Raw genomic sequence first — 20360 nt, forward strand, 5'->3', positions numbered from 1 at the left:
ATGGCCGTTGAACAAACCTACCCCTTGCACGCCAGGAGCTTCTCGCTCTCGCCCTGGCTGGCAATTGTCGTCGGTATGGCGGCGATGTACGTGCCGAGTTTCATCGACCTGTTTCACGGCGCCTGGGGGACCGAGCGCAATGGGCATGGCCCGATCGTGCTGGTGGTGGCCTGCTGCTATCTCTACGTGCGGGTACGCCAGCTGTTGGCGGAGGGGCTGATAGAACGCAAACCGGCGCCGCTTGCTGGCGCTTTGATGCTGCTCTTCGGTCTGCTGTGTTTCGCCCTTGGCCGTTCGCAGACCGTGTTGTTGCTGGAAGCCGGCTCCCTGATCCCGGTGCTGGCCGGCATCATTCTGGTGTTCTTCGGCACCCGGACCTGCGCGCGCCTTTGGTTTGCCTTCTTCTTCATGCTGTTCATGGTGCCCTTGCCGGCATCCATCGTGGACTTTCTGACCCAGCCGCTCAAGATCGGCGTGTCTTACGCATCCGAACACCTGCTGTATGCGCTGGGCTATCCGATTGCGCGCAACGGCGTGATCCTGGTCATCGGCCAATATCAATTGCTGGTGGCGGATGCCTGCGCCGGCCTCAATTCGCTGTTCACGCTCGAAGCATTGGGCCTGCTGTACATGAATCTGGTGCGCCATCAATCCCTGATGCGCAATACCGTGCTGGCTTTGCTGATCGTGCCGATTTCCTTCACGGCCAACACCATCCGGGTGGTTGCGCTGGCGCTGATTACTTACTATCTGGGCGACGCGGCAGGGCAGGGATTCCTGCACGGTTTCGCCGGCATGCTGCTGTTCATGAGCGCCTTGTTGCTGATCATGGGCGTGGACAGCCTGCTGCGCATGGTGGTGTCCTATCAGGCGCGGCGTAAAGGTTTGCCCGAGCCGGAAGCGATGCCGGCGCAGTTCAGGAAAGCCAAACTGCGCGATGCCGACAAGGGGCTGTTTGCGATCAGTCTGAAGCCTGCGGTCCTGTTGGCGCTCGGCATGCTGGTCTCGGTGCTGGCGGTGCATATGCTCACGCCGCAGCTGGCGCCGGCGACCAAGATGGCCAAGTTCGACAGCTTTGTGCCCAAGCAATTCGGCGATTGGCGCGAAGTGCCTTCTCCCTATCTGCAAGTCAGCCTGTCGGTGGAAGACGGAACGGATCGCAGTGCTGATCCGCTGTACGACGACGTGCTGAGCCGCACCTATGTCAACAGCAAGGGCGAACAAATCATGCTGGCGCTGGCGTATGCCCGTGAACAGCAGCAGGATGTGAAGATTCACCTGCCTGAGGTCTGCTATGTGGCGCAGGGCTTCGCATTGAAGAATCAATCCCGTTTGTCGCTGGAGCAGGCGGCCGGAAAACCGCCCGTCACCGGCCATCGCTTTCTGGCGCAGAACAAGAATCGTCTCGAGGCCGTCAGCTATTGGGTGCGTATCGGCAACGCCATGCCCGATGGCGCGCTGGCCACACGCTTGAAGATTTTCCGTGATGGCATGTCGGGAATTATCTCGGACGGGATTCTGGTGCGTGCTTCCAGCTTGTTGAACGATCCTGAGGAATCGGCGGATGCCTACGCTTTGCAACAGCGTTTTCTGAGTGATTTCGAAAACGCTATGAACGGGCCGCATCCTGGTTTGCTGGTGCCGGCATAAATCCCGGCATGCCGTGGACGCCGGAACTGAGCTGACTGAATCAGGCTAGACGAATAACAGGCAGAGGCGCCATCAGGGCGATGCCAGCAACAATTTGATCCGCGAGCTGCGGCTGCTCTTGAGAGCGCAGCCGCTTCGCCGAGTAAGTGCAGCCGTACGCGGAGGACCATGAGCATGAAAAAAAATTATTTCCAGACTTCTCAACTGCTGTTGCTGGGCGGGATGCTGCTGCTGGCCGTGCTGGTGGGGATGGCGGTGCCGATATTCGCCGGTATGGCGGGCGACCGTTACGCGCGGCTCGCAGCCTTGCCGGCGCTGTTTGTGCTTGCTGCGCTGTTTGCCTTCAACCGGCCCTTGCTGCTGTTGATGATCGTGCTGTTCCGGGCATCCGGCGATATCGTGCTGGAAACCACGCGGGTCGCTGCCAGCGGAGGTTTCTCGCCGGGCCTCGGCGGCGCCATCAATGCGCTCATCATTCTTATCGCATTTCTGTTTGTGGTGGAAAAACCGAAGCGCCTGCCGTTTTACCTCGTGGTGCCCTGGCTGTTGTTGTTGGCAGTGGCCACTTGCGGCATTGTCATCTCTCCCGACAAGGGCCCGGCAGTGAAGATGGTGCTGTCGATGTTCTCCTATTTTGCAGTGTTCATCTGCGCATTTTACGTGGTGCAGACGCCCGAAGATTTTCGCAAGCTGGTGCGGCTGGTGATCTGGTCATCGGTGATTCCTGCGATGTATGCGGTGGTCAGCGTCGCCTTGAATGCCAGAGGCGGTTTAAGCAATTTCCGCCTGCAAAGCACCTTTGGTCACGCCAATATTCTCGCCTTTTATCTGACGCTGGTGGTGTCGCTCGGCCTTTACGTGGTGAAAAGTCCCAATTTCAAAACCACGCAGATTCAGCGCATCGGCTTGATGGGCTACATGATGTTTTTGTTGGTGCTGTTGCTGTTGACGCAAACGCGCAGCGCGTGGATCGCATTTTTCTTCCTGTTTTTTCTGTACGGCCTGATGTTTGAGCGTCGCTATCTGCTGTATCTGATTGCATTGCCGATTCTGGCGCTGCTCATTCCCAGCGTGCAAGAACGGATCATGCAGCTTGACGCCGGCAATACCGTCCAGACCTATGCCAAGCTCAACTCATTCGCGTGGCGCGTGCTGCTCTGGAAATCCGGCTTCAACTGGATGTCGACGGCCAGGTATCTGACCGGTTACGGCGTCGAGTCCTTTCCCTATTATTCCCAGGTGTTCTTCCCGCTGGCCGGTACGGTCAAATGGGGCGCCCACAACGTTTACGTGCAATGGTTCTTCGATACCGGAATCATCGGGATGGCGGCCTACCTGTTCGTCTTCTATCGGGTCATCAAAACACTCGTGAAATTTTATTCTCTGGATAAATTGGGTGGCTTCCTGCTGATTTGCGCGGTAGCCGAATACATGATCGTTTCAGCCTCCGACAACCTGCTGGCTTACCTCGCATTCAACTGGTACTTCTGGCTGCTGGCGGGTATGGGCTGCTCGGTGTACTTCAACAGCGAGGCCTATCGAACTGAGCAGGCCAGCAAGTCGCGAGCCTTGCCAAAACCTGATTACGGCGGCCTCAAGAACGCCTGATCATGTGCGGTGCCGGACGGCGATCCGTCCAGCACCGCAGTTACGCCCTCATTACGCCTCACCACATCGCTCATCCGAGTCATTGCCGCAAGGGACTACATGTCGACAAGAATCGCCTATTTCATCAACCAGTATCCGAAGGTAAGTCACAGTTTCATCCGCCGCGAGATTGCGGCCATGGAGCAGCTTGGTTTCGAGGTGCAACGCATAGCTTTGCGCGGCTGGGATGCCGAAGTGGTGGATGAAGACGATCGCTCGGAACTCAGTCGCACTCAATATGTTTTGCGTAATGGCATGGCAGGACTGATCAAGCCGCTGTTCAGGCTGGCGCTTGATCGTCCCGGCAAGTTTTTCTCTGCGCTCGCGCTGGCCTTCAAGATGGCGGCAAAGGGCGAGCGTTCATTGCCGTATCACCTGGTGTATCTGGCGGAAGCGGCGCAAGTGATGCAATGGAACACCGAGTTCGGCGCCACGCATATTCATGCGCACTTCGGCACCAATTCAACTGAAATTGTCATGCTGGCGCATTGCCTGGGCGGCGCGCCCTATAGTTTCACCGTGCACGGGCCGGAAGAGTTCGACAAGCCGATCTCGCTCGGTCTCGACGAAAAAATCCGCCGCTCCGCCTTCGTGGTGGCGATCACCTCGTTTTGCCGCAGCCAGTTGTATCGTTGGGTAGAGCAGCCGTATTGGGACAAGGTCGCGGTGGTGCATTGCGGACTGGACGAAAACTTCTATGCCGGCGCACCGGCCGAATCGGCGCAAGCGCTGCGCCTGGTCTGCGTGGGGCGCTTGTGCGAGCAGAAAGGGCAGTTGTTGCTGGTCGAGGCCGCACAATTGCTGAACAGAAAGGGCATAGACTTTGAGCTGGTGCTGGCCGGCGATGGCGAAATGCGGCCGCAGATCGAAGATCTGATCCGTCGTTATGCCTTGTCTTCAAAAATACGGATTACCGGCTGGATCAGCGGCAAGCAGGTGCGTGAAGAGTTGCTGGCCGCGCGGGCGCTGGTGCTGCCCAGTTTTGCCGAGGGCTTGCCGGTGGTGATCATGGAGGCGATGGCACTGTATCGCCCGGTGCTGACCACCTATGTGGCCGGCATTCCCGAACTGGTCAACGATGAAGAAAACGGTTGGCTGTTCCCGGCCGGCGACATCGATAGGCTGGCGGCAGCCATGGAAGCCTGCCTGGCGGCATCGAAGGAACAACTGGATCGCATGGGCGCAGCCGCGCACCTGCGCGCGGTTGAACGTCACTCCATCGGCACCGAGGCGCTCAAGCTGGCGCAACTGGTACGCAAGAACGTACCGGCGGAAGCGGGTGGCCGCCAGTGAATCTGACGCACACCAAACACAAGGAAATTCCATCGCTGGACGGCTGGCGCGCAGTCGCCATCACCATTGTTTTTCTGAGCCACGCGGGTCTCGGCAAGATCGTTCCCGGCGGCCTGGGCGTGACGATATTCTTTTTCCTGAGCGGCTATCTGATCACCACTTTGCTGCTCAAGGAGTACGCCGATAGCGGCGCCATCAACATCCGGCATTTCTACATTCGTCGCGTGCTGCGGCTCACGCCGCCCTTGCTGCTGACGCTGGTGATCGCGTATAGCCTGACGTATCTGGGCGTGTTCAGAGGCGATGCCAGCTGGACCGGTTTCTTTGCCCAATTATTTTATTTCGCAAATTACTACTCGCTGTTTTTTGACCCGGGTCACACCATTCCGACCGGCACCGGCGTGTTCTGGTCATTGGCGGTGGAGGAGCATTTCTATTTCGTCTTCCCGGCGCTGTTTCTATTTTTGCTGCACAAGGCCGATCGCAAGAAGCTGCCGTTTTACCTGCTTCTGATTTGCGTCGCGGTGCTGCTGTGGCGTATTTATCTGGTGCAGTCGCCATCGTTTTCCACCAACAGAACTTACTACGCGACCGATACCCGTATCGACTCCATCCTGTTCGGCTGCATACTCGCGACCTTGCAACTGAAGGATGACTGGCTGCTCAGGTTGCGGCAGCCGGCTGTGCGCATCACCGCCGTCAGCCTGGGCGTGCTGCTGTTGCTGCTGACGCTGGTGGTGCGCAGCGAGAGCTTCCGCGAGACCTTCCGCTATTCGCTGCAAGGCATCGCTCTGATGCCCTTGTTCTTTTACTCGGTGAACAATCCCGAGAGCTTTCCTTTCAAGATTCTGAATTTGAAACTGATCCGCAAAATCGGCATCTATTCGTACTCGATTTATTTGTCGCACGAGTTGCTGCTGGAAAACGCAGACTGGGCTTCTCATTTTGCCATCTTGAATATTTTGATTGCCCTGGCTTTGTCCCTGGTGTTTGCAATGTTGGTGGATCGCTTCATTGATACTCATCTAAGGAAATGGCGGGCCAGGTTCAGATAGGCTGCAAGGGAAATGTCGGACGCATCGAACAATAATTGGTCACTTAAAAACAATCATGCAAGCATTTCAGAAAGTAACAAAAATGGCGCCTATGTGGCTGGTGAAGCCGTGACGAACGCGGCAGAAAAAAACAAGCCACATAGCTTGCATCCGAAATATCGTCCGGATATCGATGGGCTCAGAGCGATTGCGGTCGGATCGGTGCTGGTGTTTCACGCTTTCCCTGAATGGATTGCCAGCGGCTTCATCGGCGTGGATATCTTCTTCGTCATTTCCGGCTTTCTGATTTCGCTGATTCTCTTCAATAATCTGGAGCAGGGCCGTTTCAGCATCCTGGATTTCTATGTCCGGCGCGTGCGGCGTATTTTCCCGGCGTTGATGACGGTCATGCTGAGCTGCATCGTGGCCGGCTGGTTCGTACTGTTTGCCGACGAGTACAAGCAGCTAGGCAAACATTTGTTCGGCGGCTCAACCTTCATCTCCAATGTTCTGTTCTGGCGCGAAAGCGGGTATTTCGACAATGCTGCCGAAACCAAGCCCCTGCTGCATCTGTGGAGCCTGGCGATCGAAGAGCAGTTCTATCTGTTCTGGCCTTTGCTGCTGGCTTTCGTCTGGAAGCGCAAATGGGGCTTCCTGCGCATCGTCGCCGTGATCGCGCTGGCGTCCTTCCTGATCAATATCTATCTCGTCAGCCGTGATCAGACCGCCGCCTTTTATTCGCCATTTGCGCGTTTCTGGGAATTGATGGTGGGCGGTGTGCTGGGTTATATCAATCTGCATCGCCCCGATCTGAACAGCCGCTACCGTAATCTCCAGTCCTCGCTGGGTCTGTTGCTGCTGGCAGTCGGCTTTGCCCTGCTGAGCAGCGCCAGTGCCTTTCCCGGCTGGTGGGCCTTGCTGCCCAGCGTTGGCGCTTTTCTGTTGCTGTCGGCCGGGCCGGAGGCCTGGTTCAATCGCCATGTGCTATCGAACAGGTTGATGGTCTGGATCGGTTTGATCAGCTATCCGCTCTATCTGTGGCATTGGCCCTTGCTGGCCTTTGCTACCATCATCGAAGGAGAGAAACCGGCGCCGCATGTGCGCTTCGGCGCGGTAGTTCTCTCGGTGCTGATGGCGTGGCTGACTTTCGTGCTGATCGAACGCCCCTTGCGCAAGTCGCATTCGCTGCGCGTGGTGTGGACCTTGTCTGCATTGAATGTGCTGGTAGCGGCATGCGGCATGCTGATCTACCTCAATGACGGCTTCAACGGACGCGAGATCAACAAGCAACTGGACTACCTGTCGGCTGCGGACATTTTCGAGGGCTCGCGCAATTCCGATGGCAGTTGTAATCGCCTGAATCATTTGCCTGGCGTCGCGGAGGAAGTCTGCCTTTCCAACTCGGCGCAGCCGACCACCATGTTCGTCGGCGACAGCCATGTGATGGCCTTGCATTCGTCGATCTTTTCCAAGGATACCCAGGCCAGCGCGATCATGGTGGCGGGGCATGCCTGCCATCTGTATCCCAACCTGACGTACACACCGACGTATCTGCGGCGCTGGGCCAACAATTGCACGGCGATTGCGAATGAGGCGATCAAGGTGGCCGCCGAGACGCCGTCGGTCCGGACTGTGGTTCTGAGCGGCGCTTATCCGCGCGATGACCTGAGTCTGAGATCTCAGTTTTATCTGGACGGCAAGCAACTCAGTTCACGCGACGCGTTTTTGTCGGGCAATGGCGCAATGATCGACAGCCTGCTCAAGCTCGGCAAAAAGGTCGTCTTCGTGGTGGACGTGCCTTATCTCAAGCTCGACCCGCACTCCTGCGTCAATCGATTCAATCCCGGCACTTCGCGCGAATGCGGCTATTCGATGGCCGAGCATGAAGCCTTGCGCAAGGACTATGATGCTGCAGTCATTGAGTTGAAGAAACAGCATCCTGGCGTGACGGTGTTCGATCCGACGCCGCTGTTCTGCCATGACGGCATGTGCACCGCCAAGCGCGACAATGTTTATCTCTACAACGATACCCAGCACATCAGTCTGCCGGCTTCGAAGTATTTGTTGAGCACGATGCAGGCGCGCGGGTTGCTGCAGCTGGATGGCGTGGCGCCGAAGGGAAGCAAGTAGGGACGTCAGGGAGAGGAGGCGGGGTGGGAATACCCCGTTTCCTTGCTGCAGCGGAAACGGGGACGATCAAGTGAAGTCCTTCAGTTCTTTACTTAGTCGCTCGTTTTGATCAGTTCGCCACCTACGCTAGAGGCAGCACCGACCCCGCTTTGTGCATACATCACCAGCGCCGGCGAACTGGCGGTCCACTTAAATGACTTGGTTTGTCCGTTTTCCAGATAGCCGGTATCGACCGCCATCTTGCCTGCCAGCTGATCGTAGACGGTGAAACGCAATTTGCCGCCACCGGTGGTCCTGGCGGTCAGCGTGTAAGTGGCGCCGATGACAGGCAGCGCCCAGGTGACCGCATTCATGCCGCGATTACTGCGATTGACCACTTCAGAAACCGAACTGGTGGATGGAAACACCACGGCCTGATCCCAGGAGCTGAATTTACCCAGTGTGCTGCCGGATTGCTGGCTCCAGGCGCCACGCATTGACAGCAGGTTGAGATTTTTTTGCGGCGTGAAGGTCTTGCCATCGCCGTCGACCCAGCTCTGCGCACCGGTAACACCCCGCAGATTGGCACGGATGAGTTGCAGTTCGTTGGCGACGGTGTTGTTCCAGCCGGCCGGCATCAGATTGAAGCCGGAGCCAATCTCGGCGTAGATGACAAACGGTGTGCCGGTGTTGGCGTCGACCACATAGGCGCCGTAGCGTTTGAGTGTTTCAGCGATGCGACGCAGTTCAGGGTTGGAAATCTTGGCGGTATCGAAGGAGGGCGGCAACATCAGCAGCGAGCCTTCAGGGAAGGGGCCGCTATTGAGTTTGGCGGCGTTGGTATCGGCCGAGGTTGCAGGGAAAACGTAGGTCGGTTTGGCGCTCAGGCCATTGAAGGTGAGCGACATGCAAAGCGCGTGCGAGTAGTACTCGGGTTTTTCTGCCACTTCATGAGAGCGGATCAGACCGCCCGATGGCGGCACGCCGGTGGCGCGTGCGCCCTGGTAGTAATGTCCGGGGTCGGGCCAGCCGCGACCATCCAGTTTGGTCCATGAATACATGGCAGCGGTCCATTGGGTGCCTTCCTGTTTCAGCTTGAAGAAGGAATGAACGATGTTGGTGCTGGGATCGACAATATCCGCGTGCCCGTCCGAACCGGGACCGGGTTTTACCGATGCCGGCCAATGCGGAATCGTGACATCGTGAGCATTTTCATCGTCGGCGTTGAACAAGCCCTTGCTGCCCGTCAGACCTTTGACGGTGACGGCCGGGTCGCTGGGCGAGGCGAGAAAGATGCCGGTTGAAAATGCCGCTGCGGTGACGTTGGGAAAATAGGTCGATGTTGGAATGACATCATCCGAGAAGGTCGGATTGACCGGGCGACTGTTCCACAGGGAGTCGGCTGCAAACGGCTGTTTGTATGTGCCCCATTCGGCAGCCTGAAGCGGCAGGGCTGCACTGAGTGCGCCGATCAGCGCCAAGGTCGGAATGTTGCGATACATACGCGTGTGAAGTCGCATGGTGTACTCCTTGAAAGAGGGATGAAGTTGTCGGAAAGACCAGTGTGTCGATTTGTTGTGCGGTGTGACGCGGATGACGTGAAAGGCAAGTATAGCCACTAAGAAATCCAGTGCCTCGATTCAGTTGCATTTCATTTCAATGTATTTACTGAGTCGGCCCAGATATTTAACTAAGCGGTTCAGGATTTTTTTGTGAGAATTTCAATCTGAAAAAATGTCGCGTTGCGGCATTTTACTGCGCAAATGTTTGATAATGTACCGAAGAAATTCAATTGCGGCAGTCGTGGCTTGGCGTCCGAAATGCCTTGGCCGTCGGCAATTCAAAGAATGAATCACCTGCTCCGAAAAGCTTCCCGTACTAAAACTAAGAAAGCCTGAATATGATTTTTGCGGTGCAATATTTATTGTTGTTGATGCTCCTGCTGCTGGCGGTGCCGGTGCTGGTACTGCTGGCGCAAGTGCTGCTGGCGCGCTTCGCTCCGCCTTCTGTTGCGGCGGCGGTCGAGCGCCGTCCGCGTATTGCGGTGCTGATGCCGGCACATAACGAAGCAAACGGCATTGCGGAAGTGATTGCCGGCGTCAAAGCGCAACTGGTCGGCGATGATCGCCTGATCGTGGTGGCCGACAATTGTTCGGATGACACCGCCGCTATCGCACGTGGGCTTGGCGCAGAGGTGAGCGAACGCTTCCACAATGAATTGCGTGGCAAGGGGTATGCGCTCGACCACGGCATTCGTCACTTGGCCGAAGACCCGCCTGAAGTCGTCATCATCGTCGACGCCGATTGTCTGTTGGGATCCGGCGCGCTTGATCGTATTGCGCGCGTTGCACAACACAGCGGTCGCCCGGTACAGGCCTTGTATCTGATGCATGCACCCGAAGGCGCACGGCCGATGCGCAAGATTGCAGAGTTCGCATGGGTGGTAAAAAATCTGGTGCGTCCTCTGGGCTTTCAGCGCATCGGCATGCCTTGCCAATTGATGGGCACCGGCATGGCGTTTTCCTGGCTGCAACTGAGAAATTCGGAGTTGGCGACCGGCCATATCGTTGAGGACATGAAGCTGGGTGTCGATCTGGCAAAGATGGATCAGGCGCCGTTGTTCTGCCCCGACGCCATGGTCTACAGTCATTTTCCAAGCAGCGAAGCCGGTGCGCAGACGCAGCGCACGCGCTGGGAGCATGGCCATCTGAGCGTGATCCTGAATCAGGTGCCGGCGCTCCTGTTCTCTGCAATCCGCAGCGGCAACACGGCCCTGGCGGCCATGGCGCTGGACTTGTGCATACCGCCGCTGGCCCTGCTCGTGATGCTGGTCGGCTCCAGCTGGGTGCTGACATTACTGATCTGGCTGGGCCTGGGTCTGACGGCACCCTTCACGTTTGCGAGTGTGCTGCTGCTGGCGATCCTTGCGGCGATATTGCTGGCCTGGTCAGGATTCGGTCGCAGCGTGCTGACGCTGGGCGAGTTGCTGACGGCAGTAAGCTACGTCGCAAAGAAGCTGCCGCTCTATCTGAAATTTATTGTCAATCGTCAGGTTGAATGGGTGAGGTCGAAACGTGATTCAGAATGAACAATTGGCGGACTCCGCGCTCACGCCGATGGCAACTGCCGCAGCGCTGCCGGATTTCGATCGCGATGTGTATTGCATCCTCGGTTTACCCTTCGATCGCGTGAGCCTGGCGGAGGCCAGCCGCAAGATGCGCACAGCCTCCACCACCCAGCAGCGCTGCTTTCTGTCCACGCCCAATCTCAATTTTGCGATTGCCTGCATGAGCGATGCGGCGTTCAGAAACTCGGTCATTCAAAGCGATTTGTCGATTGCGGACGGCATGCCCCTGATCTGGATTGCACGTGCAATTGGTCTGCCAGTGCGTGAGCGTGTGGCCGGATCGAGCGTGTTTCAGACTTTGCGCGAGCGGCAGGAAAAAACGGACTCTGCGGCCGTTGATGGGCCGATGAAAGTGTATTTCTTTGGCGGACCGCCGGGCGTGGCCGAAGCCGCCAGCCTCAAGCTCAACGCGATTCCCTCGGCCATGCGCTGCGTCGGTTTCGACTCGCCGGGTTTCGGCAGCATAGAAGAGATGAGCGATGCCGCCACCATCGCCCGCATCAATGCAAGCGATGCTGATTTTCTGGTGGTGGCGCTGGGCGCCAAGAAGGGGCAGGCATGGATTCAATACAATCTGGCCCGATTGCGCGCCCCTTTGGTGAGCCATCTGGGCGCGGTGGTGAATTTTGTCGCCGGCACTGTTTCTCGCGCACCGGTCTGGGCGCAGAAGACCGGGCTTGAGTGGCTGTGGCGCATCAAGGAAGAGCCCAAGCTGTGGCGTCGTTACTGGGACGATGGCGTGGCTTTGTTGCAATTGATGGTCACGCGTGTGATTCCTTGCGTGCTGGCCAGTCGTCGGCAGGCGCCGCCGGCCAGCGACTTTACGCCGGCCGGAATCATCGGCAGGCATCAGGACGGCGCTTACGTTCTGGCCTTTCCTGCGGCTTTGGGCGAGGCAAATAGTGCGCCGCTGCGAGTGGCCTTGCGCACAGCGGCCTTGGCCGCCGAGCCGCTGATCCTAGATTGTTCGAAGACACATTTCATCGATAGCGCTGCGCTGGCATCCTTGATGCTTCTGTATGGCGATAGCGTTGCAAAAGGCCGCTCCTTGAAATTCACTCAGGTCAGCCCGGTATTGCGCAGACAATTTTATTTGCATTGCGCCGACTATTTGCTGGAGTCGCGCTGAACCGATGCCGACTTGTTCTGATTGCAGACGGCGACGGCTATGCAGATGAAGAGCTTGTACGCCGCAGGACATTTTTGCTGCAGGCATGGTGTGCGGTTTCGGATTTTTGATTTTTGATTCATTTTTTATTATTGAGGCGCTCATGAAAGCAATGATTCTGGCGGCAGGCAAGGGGACGCGCGTTCGCCCTCTGACCTATGAATTGCCGAAGCCGATGATTCCCATCCTGGGCAAACCGGTGATGGAGTATCTGGTCGAGCATCTGGTCAAGTATGGTGTGCATGACATCATGGTCAACGTCAGTTATCTGCATGAGCGCATCGAACGCTACTTCGGCGAAGGGCAACGTTTCGGCGCACGCATCGGCTATTCGTTCGAAGGTTATGTGAACGACGAGGGCAAGGTCTTTCCGAATCCCATCGGTTCTGCCGGCGGCATGAAGAAAATCCAGGAGTTCGGCGGCTTCTTCGATGAAACCACGCTGGTGATCTGCGGCGATGCGCTGATCGATCTCGATATTCAATCGGCCTTGTTCGAACACCGCCGCAAGGGTGCGCTGGTCAGCGTGATCACCAAGGAAGTGCCGATGGAGCAGGTGTCCAGTTACGGCATGGTGGTGACCGATACGGATGGCCGCGTGCTGTCGTTTCAGGAGAAGCCCAGCCAGGAAGAAGCCTTGTCGAATCTCGCCAGCACCGGCATCTACATCATGGAGCCGGAAGTGCTGGACCTGATCCCGAAAGATACTTTCTTCGATATCGGCTCTGAACTGTTCCCGCTGCTGGTCGAAAAGAAGGTGCCGTTTTTCGCGCAAAAGCGTTTCTTCAACTGGATCGACATCGGTAACGTGACCGATTTCTGGTCGGTATTGCAAAGCGTGCTGAAAGGCGAGATTGCGCAGATGTATGTGCCAGGCACGCAGATTCAGGAAGGCCTGTGGGTCGGCCTGAACACGCGCATCGAATGGGAGGGCACCGTCATCGAGGGGCCGGTCTATATCGGTGCCGGATCGCATATCGAAGCCGGGGTCAAGATCATAGGGCCGACCTGGATCGGTCATGGCAGCCATATTTGCAGCGGCGCCGAAATTGTCCGCAGCGTGTTGTTCGAATATACTCGCGCGGCGGGAGGAACAAAGATCAATGAAACCGTGGTGTGCGGCAATTACAGCGTCACGCGCGATGGCGAAATGAAGCATATCTCGGAACATCAGGACACGTATTGGAACGACGCGCGCGACCGCCGCATGAAGCCGCGTGTCGATACCGAAAAACCAAAGAGCACCTAACATGAAAATTTATCCCGTCATTCTTTCCGGCGGCGCCGGAACCCGTCTGTGGCCCTTGTCGCGTGCAGCCTTCCCCAAGCAGCTCTTGCCCTTGGTGGGCGAGCAGACCATGCTGCAGGACACGGTCAGCCGTGTTTCCTCGTGGCCGGAAATCATGCCGCCATTGATGGTCTGCGGTAACGAACATCGCTTCATGATTGCGGAGCAACTGCGCGAAATCGAAGTGAAGCCTTTGGGCATCATGCTGGAGCCAATGGGCAAGAACACCGCACCCGCTGTGGCTGCTGCTGCGCATTTTCTGCTGAAACAGGATGAGCAGGCCGTCATGCTGGTGCTGCCGGCGGATCACGTCATCACCGACGTGGCTGCCTTCCAGGCTGCGGTGCAGCGCGCGTCTGTATCGGTCGGACAGGGTGCGCTGGCGACCTTCGGGATTCAGCCGTCCAAGCCGGAAACCGGCTATGGCTACATTCATCGTGGTGCTGCGCACGCGAGCGGTGAGGGCAATTTCATCGTCGATCGTTTTGTGGAAAAGCCGGATCTCGAAACCGCAAAAAAATTTGTCGCCGATGAAGCCTATTCCTGGAACAGCGGCATGTTCTTGTTCAAGGCGCGCGATTATCTGAATGAGCTCAAGGAGTATCGTCCGCAAATCTCGGCGGCCGTCGAGGAAGCGGTAGCAAAAGCCTATGTCGATCTGGATTTCTGCCGTCTCGACGAAGTTGCATTCGCTGCATCGCCATCCGAATCGATCGACTATGCCGTGATGGAAAATACCCGCCGCGCAGTGGTGGTGCCGGCCGACATCGGCTGGAGCGATGTCGGTTCGTGGAGCGCATTGTGGGAAGTCCTGCCGGGCGATGAGGCCGGCAATGTGGTGCGCGGCGACGTCTATCTGGATCAGGTTGCAAATACGCTGGTGCGGGCCGAAAGCCGCATGGTCGCGGTCCTCGGTGTCGAAGATCTGATCGTGGTGGAAACCGACGATGCGGTCCTGATCGCGCACAAGGACAAGGTCCAGGATGTCAAAGGCATCGTCGATAATCTCAAGTCGAAAAAACGCACCGAACATATCCACCACAAGCGCGTGTACCGTCCTTGGGGAAGTTATGAAAGCGTGGACTCGGGCGAGCGCTTCCAGGTCAAACGCATTACCGTCAAGCCGGGCGAAAAGCTCTCGCTGCAGATGCATCATCATCGCGCCGAGCATTGGGTGGTGGTGAGCGGTGCTGCCTTGGTCACGCGCGGTGAAGAAGTCAAACTGCTGAGCGAGAACGAGTCCATCTACTTGCCGATCGGCGTGACGCACCGCCTGGAAAATCCGGGCAAGTTGCCGCTGCACCTGATTGAAGTGCAGTCCGGCAGTTATCTCGGCGAAGACGACATCGTGCGTTTTGAGGATATCTACAAGCGCGCATGATCCTGTTGCGGCATAAAAAAGAGAGCTTTCAGCTCTCTTTTTTTCCTCCTTCACTCTCGTGCCGGACGGGCTGCTTCGGCGATTCAGCAGACGTTGCTGGGACTGGCCGGCACGGCGTCGGCCTCTGAGGCTGCGCGTGGTTTCGTCTTGGCTGGCAGCGGCGCCGACGGAGGGGCCTGCGCCTGGCCCAGGTCTTCGATCTGCGAGGGTTTCGATTTTCGGTGATTGCTCGCCAATAGCTGCTCTATCGGCCCCCAGGGTTTCTCATCGAATTTGCGTGCAAACAAGACCTCGCTTTGCGGCAGCGGACTATTGCAATTGACGGAGCTGGTCACCCGCGCTTGCGCAAAATGCCGTAGATGTTCTTCGTTGATCGTATTGGGGCTCGACGAGCCGGGTTTCCAGTCTGTATAGGTGATGCTGGGCAGCAGCGATGCGCGGAACGGCGAATTCCAGAGTATGGTCTGGAAGAAGAATTCATCCGCACAATCGGTGTGGTGGCAAAAGCGACAGAAGCGTTGGTTGTCGCGAACGAAGTCCAGAACATACTGACAAGCCTTGCCGGTCATGGCCCACCATTGCGATCCGGCGATTGGCTGCATGTCGCCGAAGGCGCGTTTGTAGTTTCTGCGCGGTGCATGCGCAATGATGAAATCCTGCGCCTTCCATTTGTAGCTGAGCATGGGCGGCGTGCGCCGCAACCAGTAATGTTCAAGCCGGCCCAGCGATTTCCCGTATTGTTCATTGGGCATGGCATAGGCTTCCACGTAGTTGGACTCCGGATTTTTCGCAAAGAAATCCTCGATGTAGCCGCTCGGCTGCACCGGCAAGGTCGAGCCGCTCAGCAATACGACGCGCTCGAATTCGGGGTCGAACTGCATTGCTTGCTGCATCACATTCAGGGTCCCCTGAACCAGTGAAAAATCACCCCAGGCGCCGTCGACGCGCTGCTCGCAGAAATGCACGTTCGGATAGGCGCGCAGCGCTGCGAATGCGTTGATATCCGCCTTGAGGTCGATGTGAAGAAAAAAGCTGTTTTGCTCACCCGACAGTTCTTCAATCAGACGGCCCAGCAGTTTGGCGTTGTTGTGGGCCAGGATCAGATAGGCGATCTTCATTGCTTACTCCTTGACGAGGGTGGTAAGTGGGCTTTCGATTGTCCATTGATTCATGTAGGTCGAGTTTTTGCCATAGCTGTTGTCGATGACGATATTTTTCTTATCCATGAGGCAGGACAGAATATGGCCGTGCAGGCGGTCGGTGACGATGGTTTCGTGATCGGCGAACAGGCGTACGGCCTTGTTCATGAAACGCCGCGATACCGGCACCCAATACCACAGCGCCAGTTTGGTCAGCGCGTAGTCCCAGCCGTATCGCTTGAAGCGCCATTCCAGTTTGGCAAACAGCGTTTTCAGTTTGTATTCCTCGCCAATCACTTCGACCCAGTCGGTCGTGGTGCGGATAGGCAGTGATGCCAGGCTTTCCGGCGTCTTTGGTTTTTCGACATCAACCCGTTGAATGCGCACGTTGCCCGTGGCTGCACCTTGCTGGTAGCGGATAGGATAGAGCTGGTGCGCCATGTCGGGCACCAGATAGACCTTGTCGGTGAATTCGTGCGCCAGTTTTTCAGACACGACGTCGCGCACGAAAAGATGCAGGTCAGGATGCTGAGAGATGATGGCCGCCGATGCTGCGCTGGTCTCGGGCGAAGAAAAGAACAGCGTTTGCGGCATCAGCACGATGCGGTTTTGTGGAAAGGCGGCGATCACTTTTTCGCGCAGCGTGTGGATGTTGCCGTACAGGTCACCAAAATTGCCGCCGCCATGAAACACGATGACATCGCCGGGCTTTACCCATTTCGGATCGAAGTAATAGGTGTTCGACACGGTCGCCGGAGACAGCCCGTTGTCGCTGAAAAAGCGAATCGTGCCGAGCATGATCAGCAGATCGCCGATGTTGTCATGTACGGGGATATCGACGTAATGGAAGCGCCGTCCCTTCAGCATGTCGCGAATGACATCGTGATGCTTTTTCAGCCCTTGCATGACTTCGGAATGACTTTTCATTGAGAGTGTTTTCTTTATTGAGTCGACGAAAATGGATATGGATGCTACCCGATCAGGTCGGCGTGCTCTTGCGGGCACGGCGTCGCGCAAGCACATTCCTTGCGCTGGCCATGACCTTTTGCAGGTCATCCTTCGAAGGAAATATTCGCGGCATCGGTTCTTTCAATACATACGGATAGATGGCCAAGGTGATCGCCATGCGCAAGGTGGCGCCGAGCAGCATCAGCAAGCCCAGATAGACGGAGATGTTTTCTTTCGGCAGGAAGGGCAGCAGCGCGACGACCGGGACAATCGAAATCAGTTGCCGCACCAGCACCAGACCCGGCCGGCCGGCGGCATTGAAACGTTGCGCCAGCGTCCAGCCTGCGCCGGAGACTACGCACTCGAACATGAGCACCACAAAGGTCGGCGTTACCGAGGCGAACTTGGGGCCGTACACGCCCTGAATAAGCCAGGGCGACAGAAGGGCGCCAATCCCCGCCAATACCAGCATGGGCAGCAAGGTCAGGCGAAATGCAATATTGATGCTCTTGCTCAGTTCGCCCTCATCTTTGCCGGCGTAGCGCGAATAGAGCGCGGTATTCATGGCGTCGTACAGCACGCCGATGAGGCGCGAAGTGGTATAGGCCAGCGAGTAATAACCGAACTCGACGATGGTGCCGACCTTGAGCAGATAGACCTTGTCGAAATTGGTCAGCGCCAGACCGATGAGCACGGTGCCGTGTTGATTGAAGGCGTACTTGAGCATGTGACCCATCTCGGCCGGGCGGGGTGTCTGGCGTGGGTTGACCACGGGGCGGAAAATATTGGAGCGCGCCCAGTTGATGCAAATGGCGATCAGGATCAGGGCGCAAACAATTTGTCCGCTCAACACGTAGACGAAATTGATGGGGCGGAAGGCCAGAAACAACACGGCCAGTGCGCTGACATTGAACAGCACGCCAAGCATGCGGGTGACGTTCAGAAAACTCAGGCTTGGCTGCATCTGAGTCAGGTTGACCAGATAGTTTTGAATGGCGGTGACCAATGCGAAAGTCGTGATCAGTACGATGTGTTCGCGCAGTTGTTCGTCATGGTTGAAAAATAAACCGACCAGCGCCAGCGAAGCTGCCAGCAGGCCGACAAACAAACCGGCAAGCAAGACGAATCTTCTGAAGTTGAACAGGCGCCCTGCGCCGCGGTGATAAATGTAGGTGAAGGCCAATCCGCAGGCGGCAACCGAGCTCGATAAGGTAATGATCAGCAAGGCGCCTGACAGCAGACCGCGCCCTTCTGGGCCGAGCATGCGCGCAGTCAGCACCGAAATGAGGAAGCCGACGACCGTGACACCGACCGTGGTCAGAAGGGTCTTGCCTGATGATTTGACGATTTCTTTGAAGGACATGCGGCGTTTGGCTTATTAATATTTTCTGATTGTCGGACGCGCCGTTGATGTTGCTTTGCGGCATCGGTTTGGGTGGAGAGCCCAAGAATAACAAGCTATGGAAAGGTGGAGCTTGCTTTAGGTTCCCGAACGCCCGTTTTCAGGCGAATTTTGGATGAACCGGGCGCGATAATTTCTCGACGGCAATGCGTTGACTTGCAGCTGAGTCCATCATTGTCAGGGTTTAGTCAGCTTTGACAATCTATCATATTGTTGCGCTGCACATCATCCGTTTTCTATTTGAATATTGAAAAGATGTGTGATGATTTTTGAAAACTTTCGTGGAAAATGAGGGTCTTGAAGGGGCTTCTGGTTGCCGCTCGGAGATGGGGAGCGCGGGACCTGGGCATATTGAAGCAACACAATTCATCTGATAAGGACAATGAATGAGCAAAGACCCTGATTGGGCAGCGGATCTGAAGCGCTACAACATGCGCCGTCCGTTTTTGAAAGAGCAATCGATTTGGGCCATCTGGGTTTATCGCTGGGGTCGTCGCATTGAGCAGCGTTCGCCAGGCCTGATTAAGAAGGTGCTCAATGTTTTGTATCTGATCGCGTTCCGGACGGTGGAGACCGCTTTCGGTATCAGCCTGCCTCGAACCGCGCGCATCGGCCCTGGTTTGCGGATATGGCATTTCGGTAATATTTTCATTCACGGCGATGCAGTGATCGGTGCCGGCTGCACTTTGCGACAAGGTGTGACCATCGGCAATCGCAGCGAAGACGGGCCGGTGCCGGTGATCGGCAATCATGTCGATTTCGGGGCCTACGCGCAGGTATATGGCGGTGTGCGCATCGGAGACCACTGCAAGATTGGCGGCCTGTCGGTGGTCTTGTCCGATGTCCCTGAAGGGGCGACGGCAGTTGGCGCGCCGGCGCGCATCATCGCGGCCAAAGTGCCGGTTTCCTGATCGTAGCTGCCGCTCTTCATTTTTTCGCATGGTCGGGTGGCGCATGCGTCAATTCAGATCGAACTCTTCAGCCCCAATGCAATCTCACACCTCGCTGCGCGTGGCATGTCTCGATTCCGGGCATGTCATGACGCTGGCTTTCCGAACCGGTCATCCTGAATGAACATCTTGCCGCGCGTTTTTGCGGTATCCGGTTCCAGCTTCTAAAAGGCAAAATAAATAATGGCAAGCCAGACAATTTTGGTCACCGGCGGCGCCGGCTATATCGGCTCTCACACCTGCGTCGAATTGCTGCAGGCGGGATACGATGTGGTGGTGCTGGATAACCTGTGCAACAGTCGCGCCAGCGTACTGGATCGCGTGAGCCAGATCAGCGGACGTGCGCTGAAGTTCATCGAGGGCGATATCCGCGATCGTGACGTATTGGATAAGGTGTTCAGCGAGCATGCGATCCATGCGGTGATCCATTTCGCGGGACTCAAAGCGGTCGGCGAATCGGTTGTTCAACCGCTGCGTTACTACGACAACAATGTGAGCGGCAGCGTGCTGCTGTTCGAAGTCATGGCCGGGCATGGCGTAAAAAATATCGTTTTCAGTTCATCCGCCACGGTCTACGGCGATCCGGCCAGTGTTCCGATTACCGAGGATTTCCCGCTGGCGGCAACCAATCCTTACGGTCGCAGCAAACTGATGATCGAGCAGGTTCTCGGCGATCTGCATGTGGCCGATCCTGAGTGGCGCATTGCCTTGCTGCGCTACTTCAATCCGGTCGGCGCACACGAGAGCGGTCTGATTGGCGAAGACCCGAATGGCATTCCAAACAACCTGCTGCCGTTCATCGCACAAGTGGCCGATGGTCGACGCGCCAGCCTATCGGTCTACGGCGACGATTATGCGACGCCCGATGGCACCGGCATGCGTGACTACATTCATGTGGTCGACCTGGCCGATGGCCATTTGAAGACGCTGAAAAAGCTGGATGAAGGCGCAGGCATTCATACCTATAACCTCGGCACCGGTCGCAGCAATAGCGTGCTGGAAATGGTGGCTGCGTTCGAGCAGGCATGCGGACGCTCCATTCCCTATCAGATCGTGGCCCGCAGGCCTGGCGATATCGCCAAATGTTTCGCCGCCACCGATCGCGCGGAACAAGAGTTGGGATGGAAGGCGACGCGCGGGGTTGAAACGATGTGCGCCGATTCATGGCGCTGGCAATTGCTGGCGAAGAAGCTGGCGGATGCCGCCTGAGTCTGCCGTCTTGAG

General features: G+C 56.9%; 15 protein-coding genes. 11 read left to right on the top strand and 4 right to left on the bottom strand.

Annotated features, from left to right (window positions below):
• From xrtB to PQR62_RS05305, 5 genes are all read left to right on the top strand, one after another.
• The gene (gene xrtB / locus PQR62_RS05285; protein WP_408155513.1) at positions 1 to 1650 is read left to right on the top strand and encodes an exosortase B; all 1650 of its coding nucleotides are present in this window, start codon (positions 1 to 3) and stop codon (positions 1648 to 1650) included.
• A gap of 168 nt (positions 1651 to 1818) precedes the next feature.
• Entirely contained in the window at positions 1819 to 3258 is a 1440-nt protein-coding gene (locus PQR62_RS05290) for an O-antigen ligase family protein (RefSeq protein WP_408155515.1), read from the top strand.
• 99 nt (positions 3259 to 3357) lie between these two features.
• Positions 3358 to 4590: a glycosyltransferase gene (locus PQR62_RS05295; protein WP_408155517.1), complete on the top strand. Its 1233-nt coding sequence runs from the start codon at positions 3358 to 3360 to the stop codon at positions 4588 to 4590.
• The gene (locus tag PQR62_RS05300) at positions 4587 to 5645 is read left to right on the top strand and encodes an acyltransferase family protein (RefSeq protein ID WP_408155519.1); all 1059 of its coding nucleotides are present in this window, start codon (positions 4587 to 4589) and stop codon (positions 5643 to 5645) included. The genes PQR62_RS05295 and PQR62_RS05300 overlap by 4 nt, the downstream gene beginning before the upstream one ends.
• A gap of 108 nt (positions 5646 to 5753) precedes the next feature.
• A complete protein-coding gene (locus tag PQR62_RS05305; RefSeq protein WP_408155521.1) occupies positions 5754 to 7754 on the top strand; it encodes an acyltransferase family protein in 2001 nt (666 codons plus the stop codon).
• Positions 7755 to 7846: 92 nt separating this feature from the next.
• Here PQR62_RS05305 and PQR62_RS05310 read toward each other — a convergent pair whose 3' ends face one another.
• Positions 7847 to 9253, bottom strand: coding sequence for an Atrophin-1 multi-domain protein (locus PQR62_RS05310; RefSeq protein ID WP_408155523.1), 1407 nt, complete (start codon positions 9251 to 9253; stop codon positions 7847 to 7849).
• 413 nt (positions 9254 to 9666) lie between these two features.
• On the opposite strand from PQR62_RS05310, the gene PQR62_RS05315 reads away from it, so the two are divergent.
• The 4 genes from PQR62_RS05315 (at position 9667) to PQR62_RS05330 (ending at position 14697) form a co-directional block, all read left to right on the top strand.
• Positions 9667 to 10821, top strand: a complete 1155-nt coding sequence (locus tag PQR62_RS05315) for a glycosyltransferase family 2 protein (RefSeq protein ID WP_408155744.1) — start codon at positions 9667 to 9669, stop codon at positions 10819 to 10821.
• Positions 10808 to 11989 (top strand): WecB/TagA/CpsF family glycosyltransferase, encoded by a 1182-nt coding sequence (locus PQR62_RS05320; protein ID WP_408155525.1) that lies wholly within the window; start codon positions 10808 to 10810, stop codon positions 11987 to 11989. Before PQR62_RS05315 ends, PQR62_RS05320 begins: the two co-directional genes overlap by 14 nt.
• 151 nt (positions 11990 to 12140) lie before the next feature.
• Positions 12141 to 13277, top strand: coding sequence for a nucleotidyltransferase family protein (locus PQR62_RS05325; protein WP_408155746.1), 1137 nt, complete (start codon positions 12141 to 12143; stop codon positions 13275 to 13277).
• Between the two features lies 1 nt (position 13278).
• Positions 13279 to 14697: a mannose-1-phosphate guanylyltransferase/mannose-6-phosphate isomerase gene (locus PQR62_RS05330; RefSeq protein WP_408155527.1), complete on the top strand. Its 1419-nt coding sequence runs from the start codon at positions 13279 to 13281 to the stop codon at positions 14695 to 14697.
• Positions 14698 to 14780: 83 nt separating this feature from the next.
• Here the strand turns inward: PQR62_RS05330 and PQR62_RS05335 are convergent, their stop codons facing one another.
• Genes PQR62_RS05335 through PQR62_RS05345 form a run of 3 tightly spaced genes read right to left on the bottom strand, consistent with a single transcriptional unit; the run spans position 14781 to position 18147 of the window.
• Positions 14781 to 15815, bottom strand: coding sequence for a beta-1,6-N-acetylglucosaminyltransferase (locus tag PQR62_RS05335; protein ID WP_408155529.1), 1035 nt, complete (start codon positions 15813 to 15815; stop codon positions 14781 to 14783).
• A 3-nt stretch (positions 15816 to 15818) separates the two neighbouring features.
• Positions 15819 to 16853, bottom strand: coding sequence for a polysaccharide pyruvyl transferase family protein (locus PQR62_RS05340; RefSeq protein ID WP_408155531.1), 1035 nt, complete (start codon positions 16851 to 16853; stop codon positions 15819 to 15821).
• Entirely contained in the window at positions 16816 to 18147 is a 1332-nt protein-coding gene (locus PQR62_RS05345) for an oligosaccharide flippase family protein (RefSeq protein ID WP_408155532.1), read from the bottom strand. The genes PQR62_RS05340 and PQR62_RS05345 overlap by 38 nt, the downstream gene beginning before the upstream one ends.
• A 425-nt stretch (positions 18148 to 18572) precedes the next feature.
• On the opposite strand from PQR62_RS05345, the gene PQR62_RS05350 reads away from it, so the two are divergent.
• Together PQR62_RS05350 and galE are read left to right on the top strand one after the other, a co-directional pair.
• Positions 18573 to 19097 carry a serine O-acetyltransferase gene (locus tag PQR62_RS05350; RefSeq protein ID WP_408155534.1) on the top strand — a complete coding sequence of 175 codons (525 nt, stop codon included), beginning with the start codon at positions 18573 to 18575 and terminating at the stop codon, positions 19095 to 19097.
• Between the two features lie 222 nt (positions 19098 to 19319).
• On the top strand, positions 19320 to 20345 hold the full coding sequence (gene galE / locus PQR62_RS05355; RefSeq protein WP_408155536.1) for a UDP-glucose 4-epimerase GalE: 1026 nt from the start codon (positions 19320 to 19322) through the stop codon (positions 20343 to 20345).
• Positions 20346 to 20360: the final 15 nt, after the last annotated feature.

It is taken from the genome of Herbaspirillum lusitanum (assembly GCF_046025995.1).
GTDB lineage: Bacteria > Pseudomonadota > Gammaproteobacteria > Burkholderiales > Burkholderiaceae_D > Herbaspirillum > Herbaspirillum lusitanum_A.

Bases quoted from the DNA above. Each gene is read 5' to 3' on its own strand.
- xrtB (WP_408155513.1), top strand. From the start codon at position 1: ATGGCCGTTGAACAAACCTACCCCTTGCACGCCAGGAGCTTCTCGCTC.
- PQR62_RS05295 (WP_408155517.1), top strand. From the start codon at position 3,358: ATGTCGACAAGAATCGCCTATTTCATCAACCAGTATCCGAAGGTAAGT.
- PQR62_RS05310 (WP_408155523.1), bottom strand. From the start codon at position 9,253: ATGCGACTTCACACGCGTATGTATCGCAACATTCCGACCTTGGCGCTG.
- PQR62_RS05330 (WP_408155527.1), top strand. From the start codon at position 13,279: ATGAAAATTTATCCCGTCATTCTTTCCGGCGGCGCCGGAACCCGTCTG.
- PQR62_RS05345 (WP_408155532.1), bottom strand. From the start codon at position 18,147: ATGTCCTTCAAAGAAATCGTCAAATCATCAGGCAAGACCCTTCTGACC.
- PQR62_RS05335 (WP_408155529.1), bottom strand. From the start codon at position 15,815: ATGAAGATCGCCTATCTGATCCTGGCCCACAACAACGCCAAACTGCTG.
- galE (WP_408155536.1), top strand. From the start codon at position 19,320: ATGGCAAGCCAGACAATTTTGGTCACCGGCGGCGCCGGCTATATCGGC.
- PQR62_RS05290 (WP_408155515.1), top strand. From the start codon at position 1,819: ATGAGCATGAAAAAAAATTATTTCCAGACTTCTCAACTGCTGTTGCTG.
- PQR62_RS05315 (WP_408155744.1), top strand. From the start codon at position 9,667: ATGCTCCTGCTGCTGGCGGTGCCGGTGCTGGTACTGCTGGCGCAAGTG.
- PQR62_RS05350 (WP_408155534.1), top strand. From the start codon at position 18,573: ATGAGCAAAGACCCTGATTGGGCAGCGGATCTGAAGCGCTACAACATG.
- PQR62_RS05325 (WP_408155746.1), top strand. From the start codon at position 12,141: ATGATTCTGGCGGCAGGCAAGGGGACGCGCGTTCGCCCTCTGACCTAT.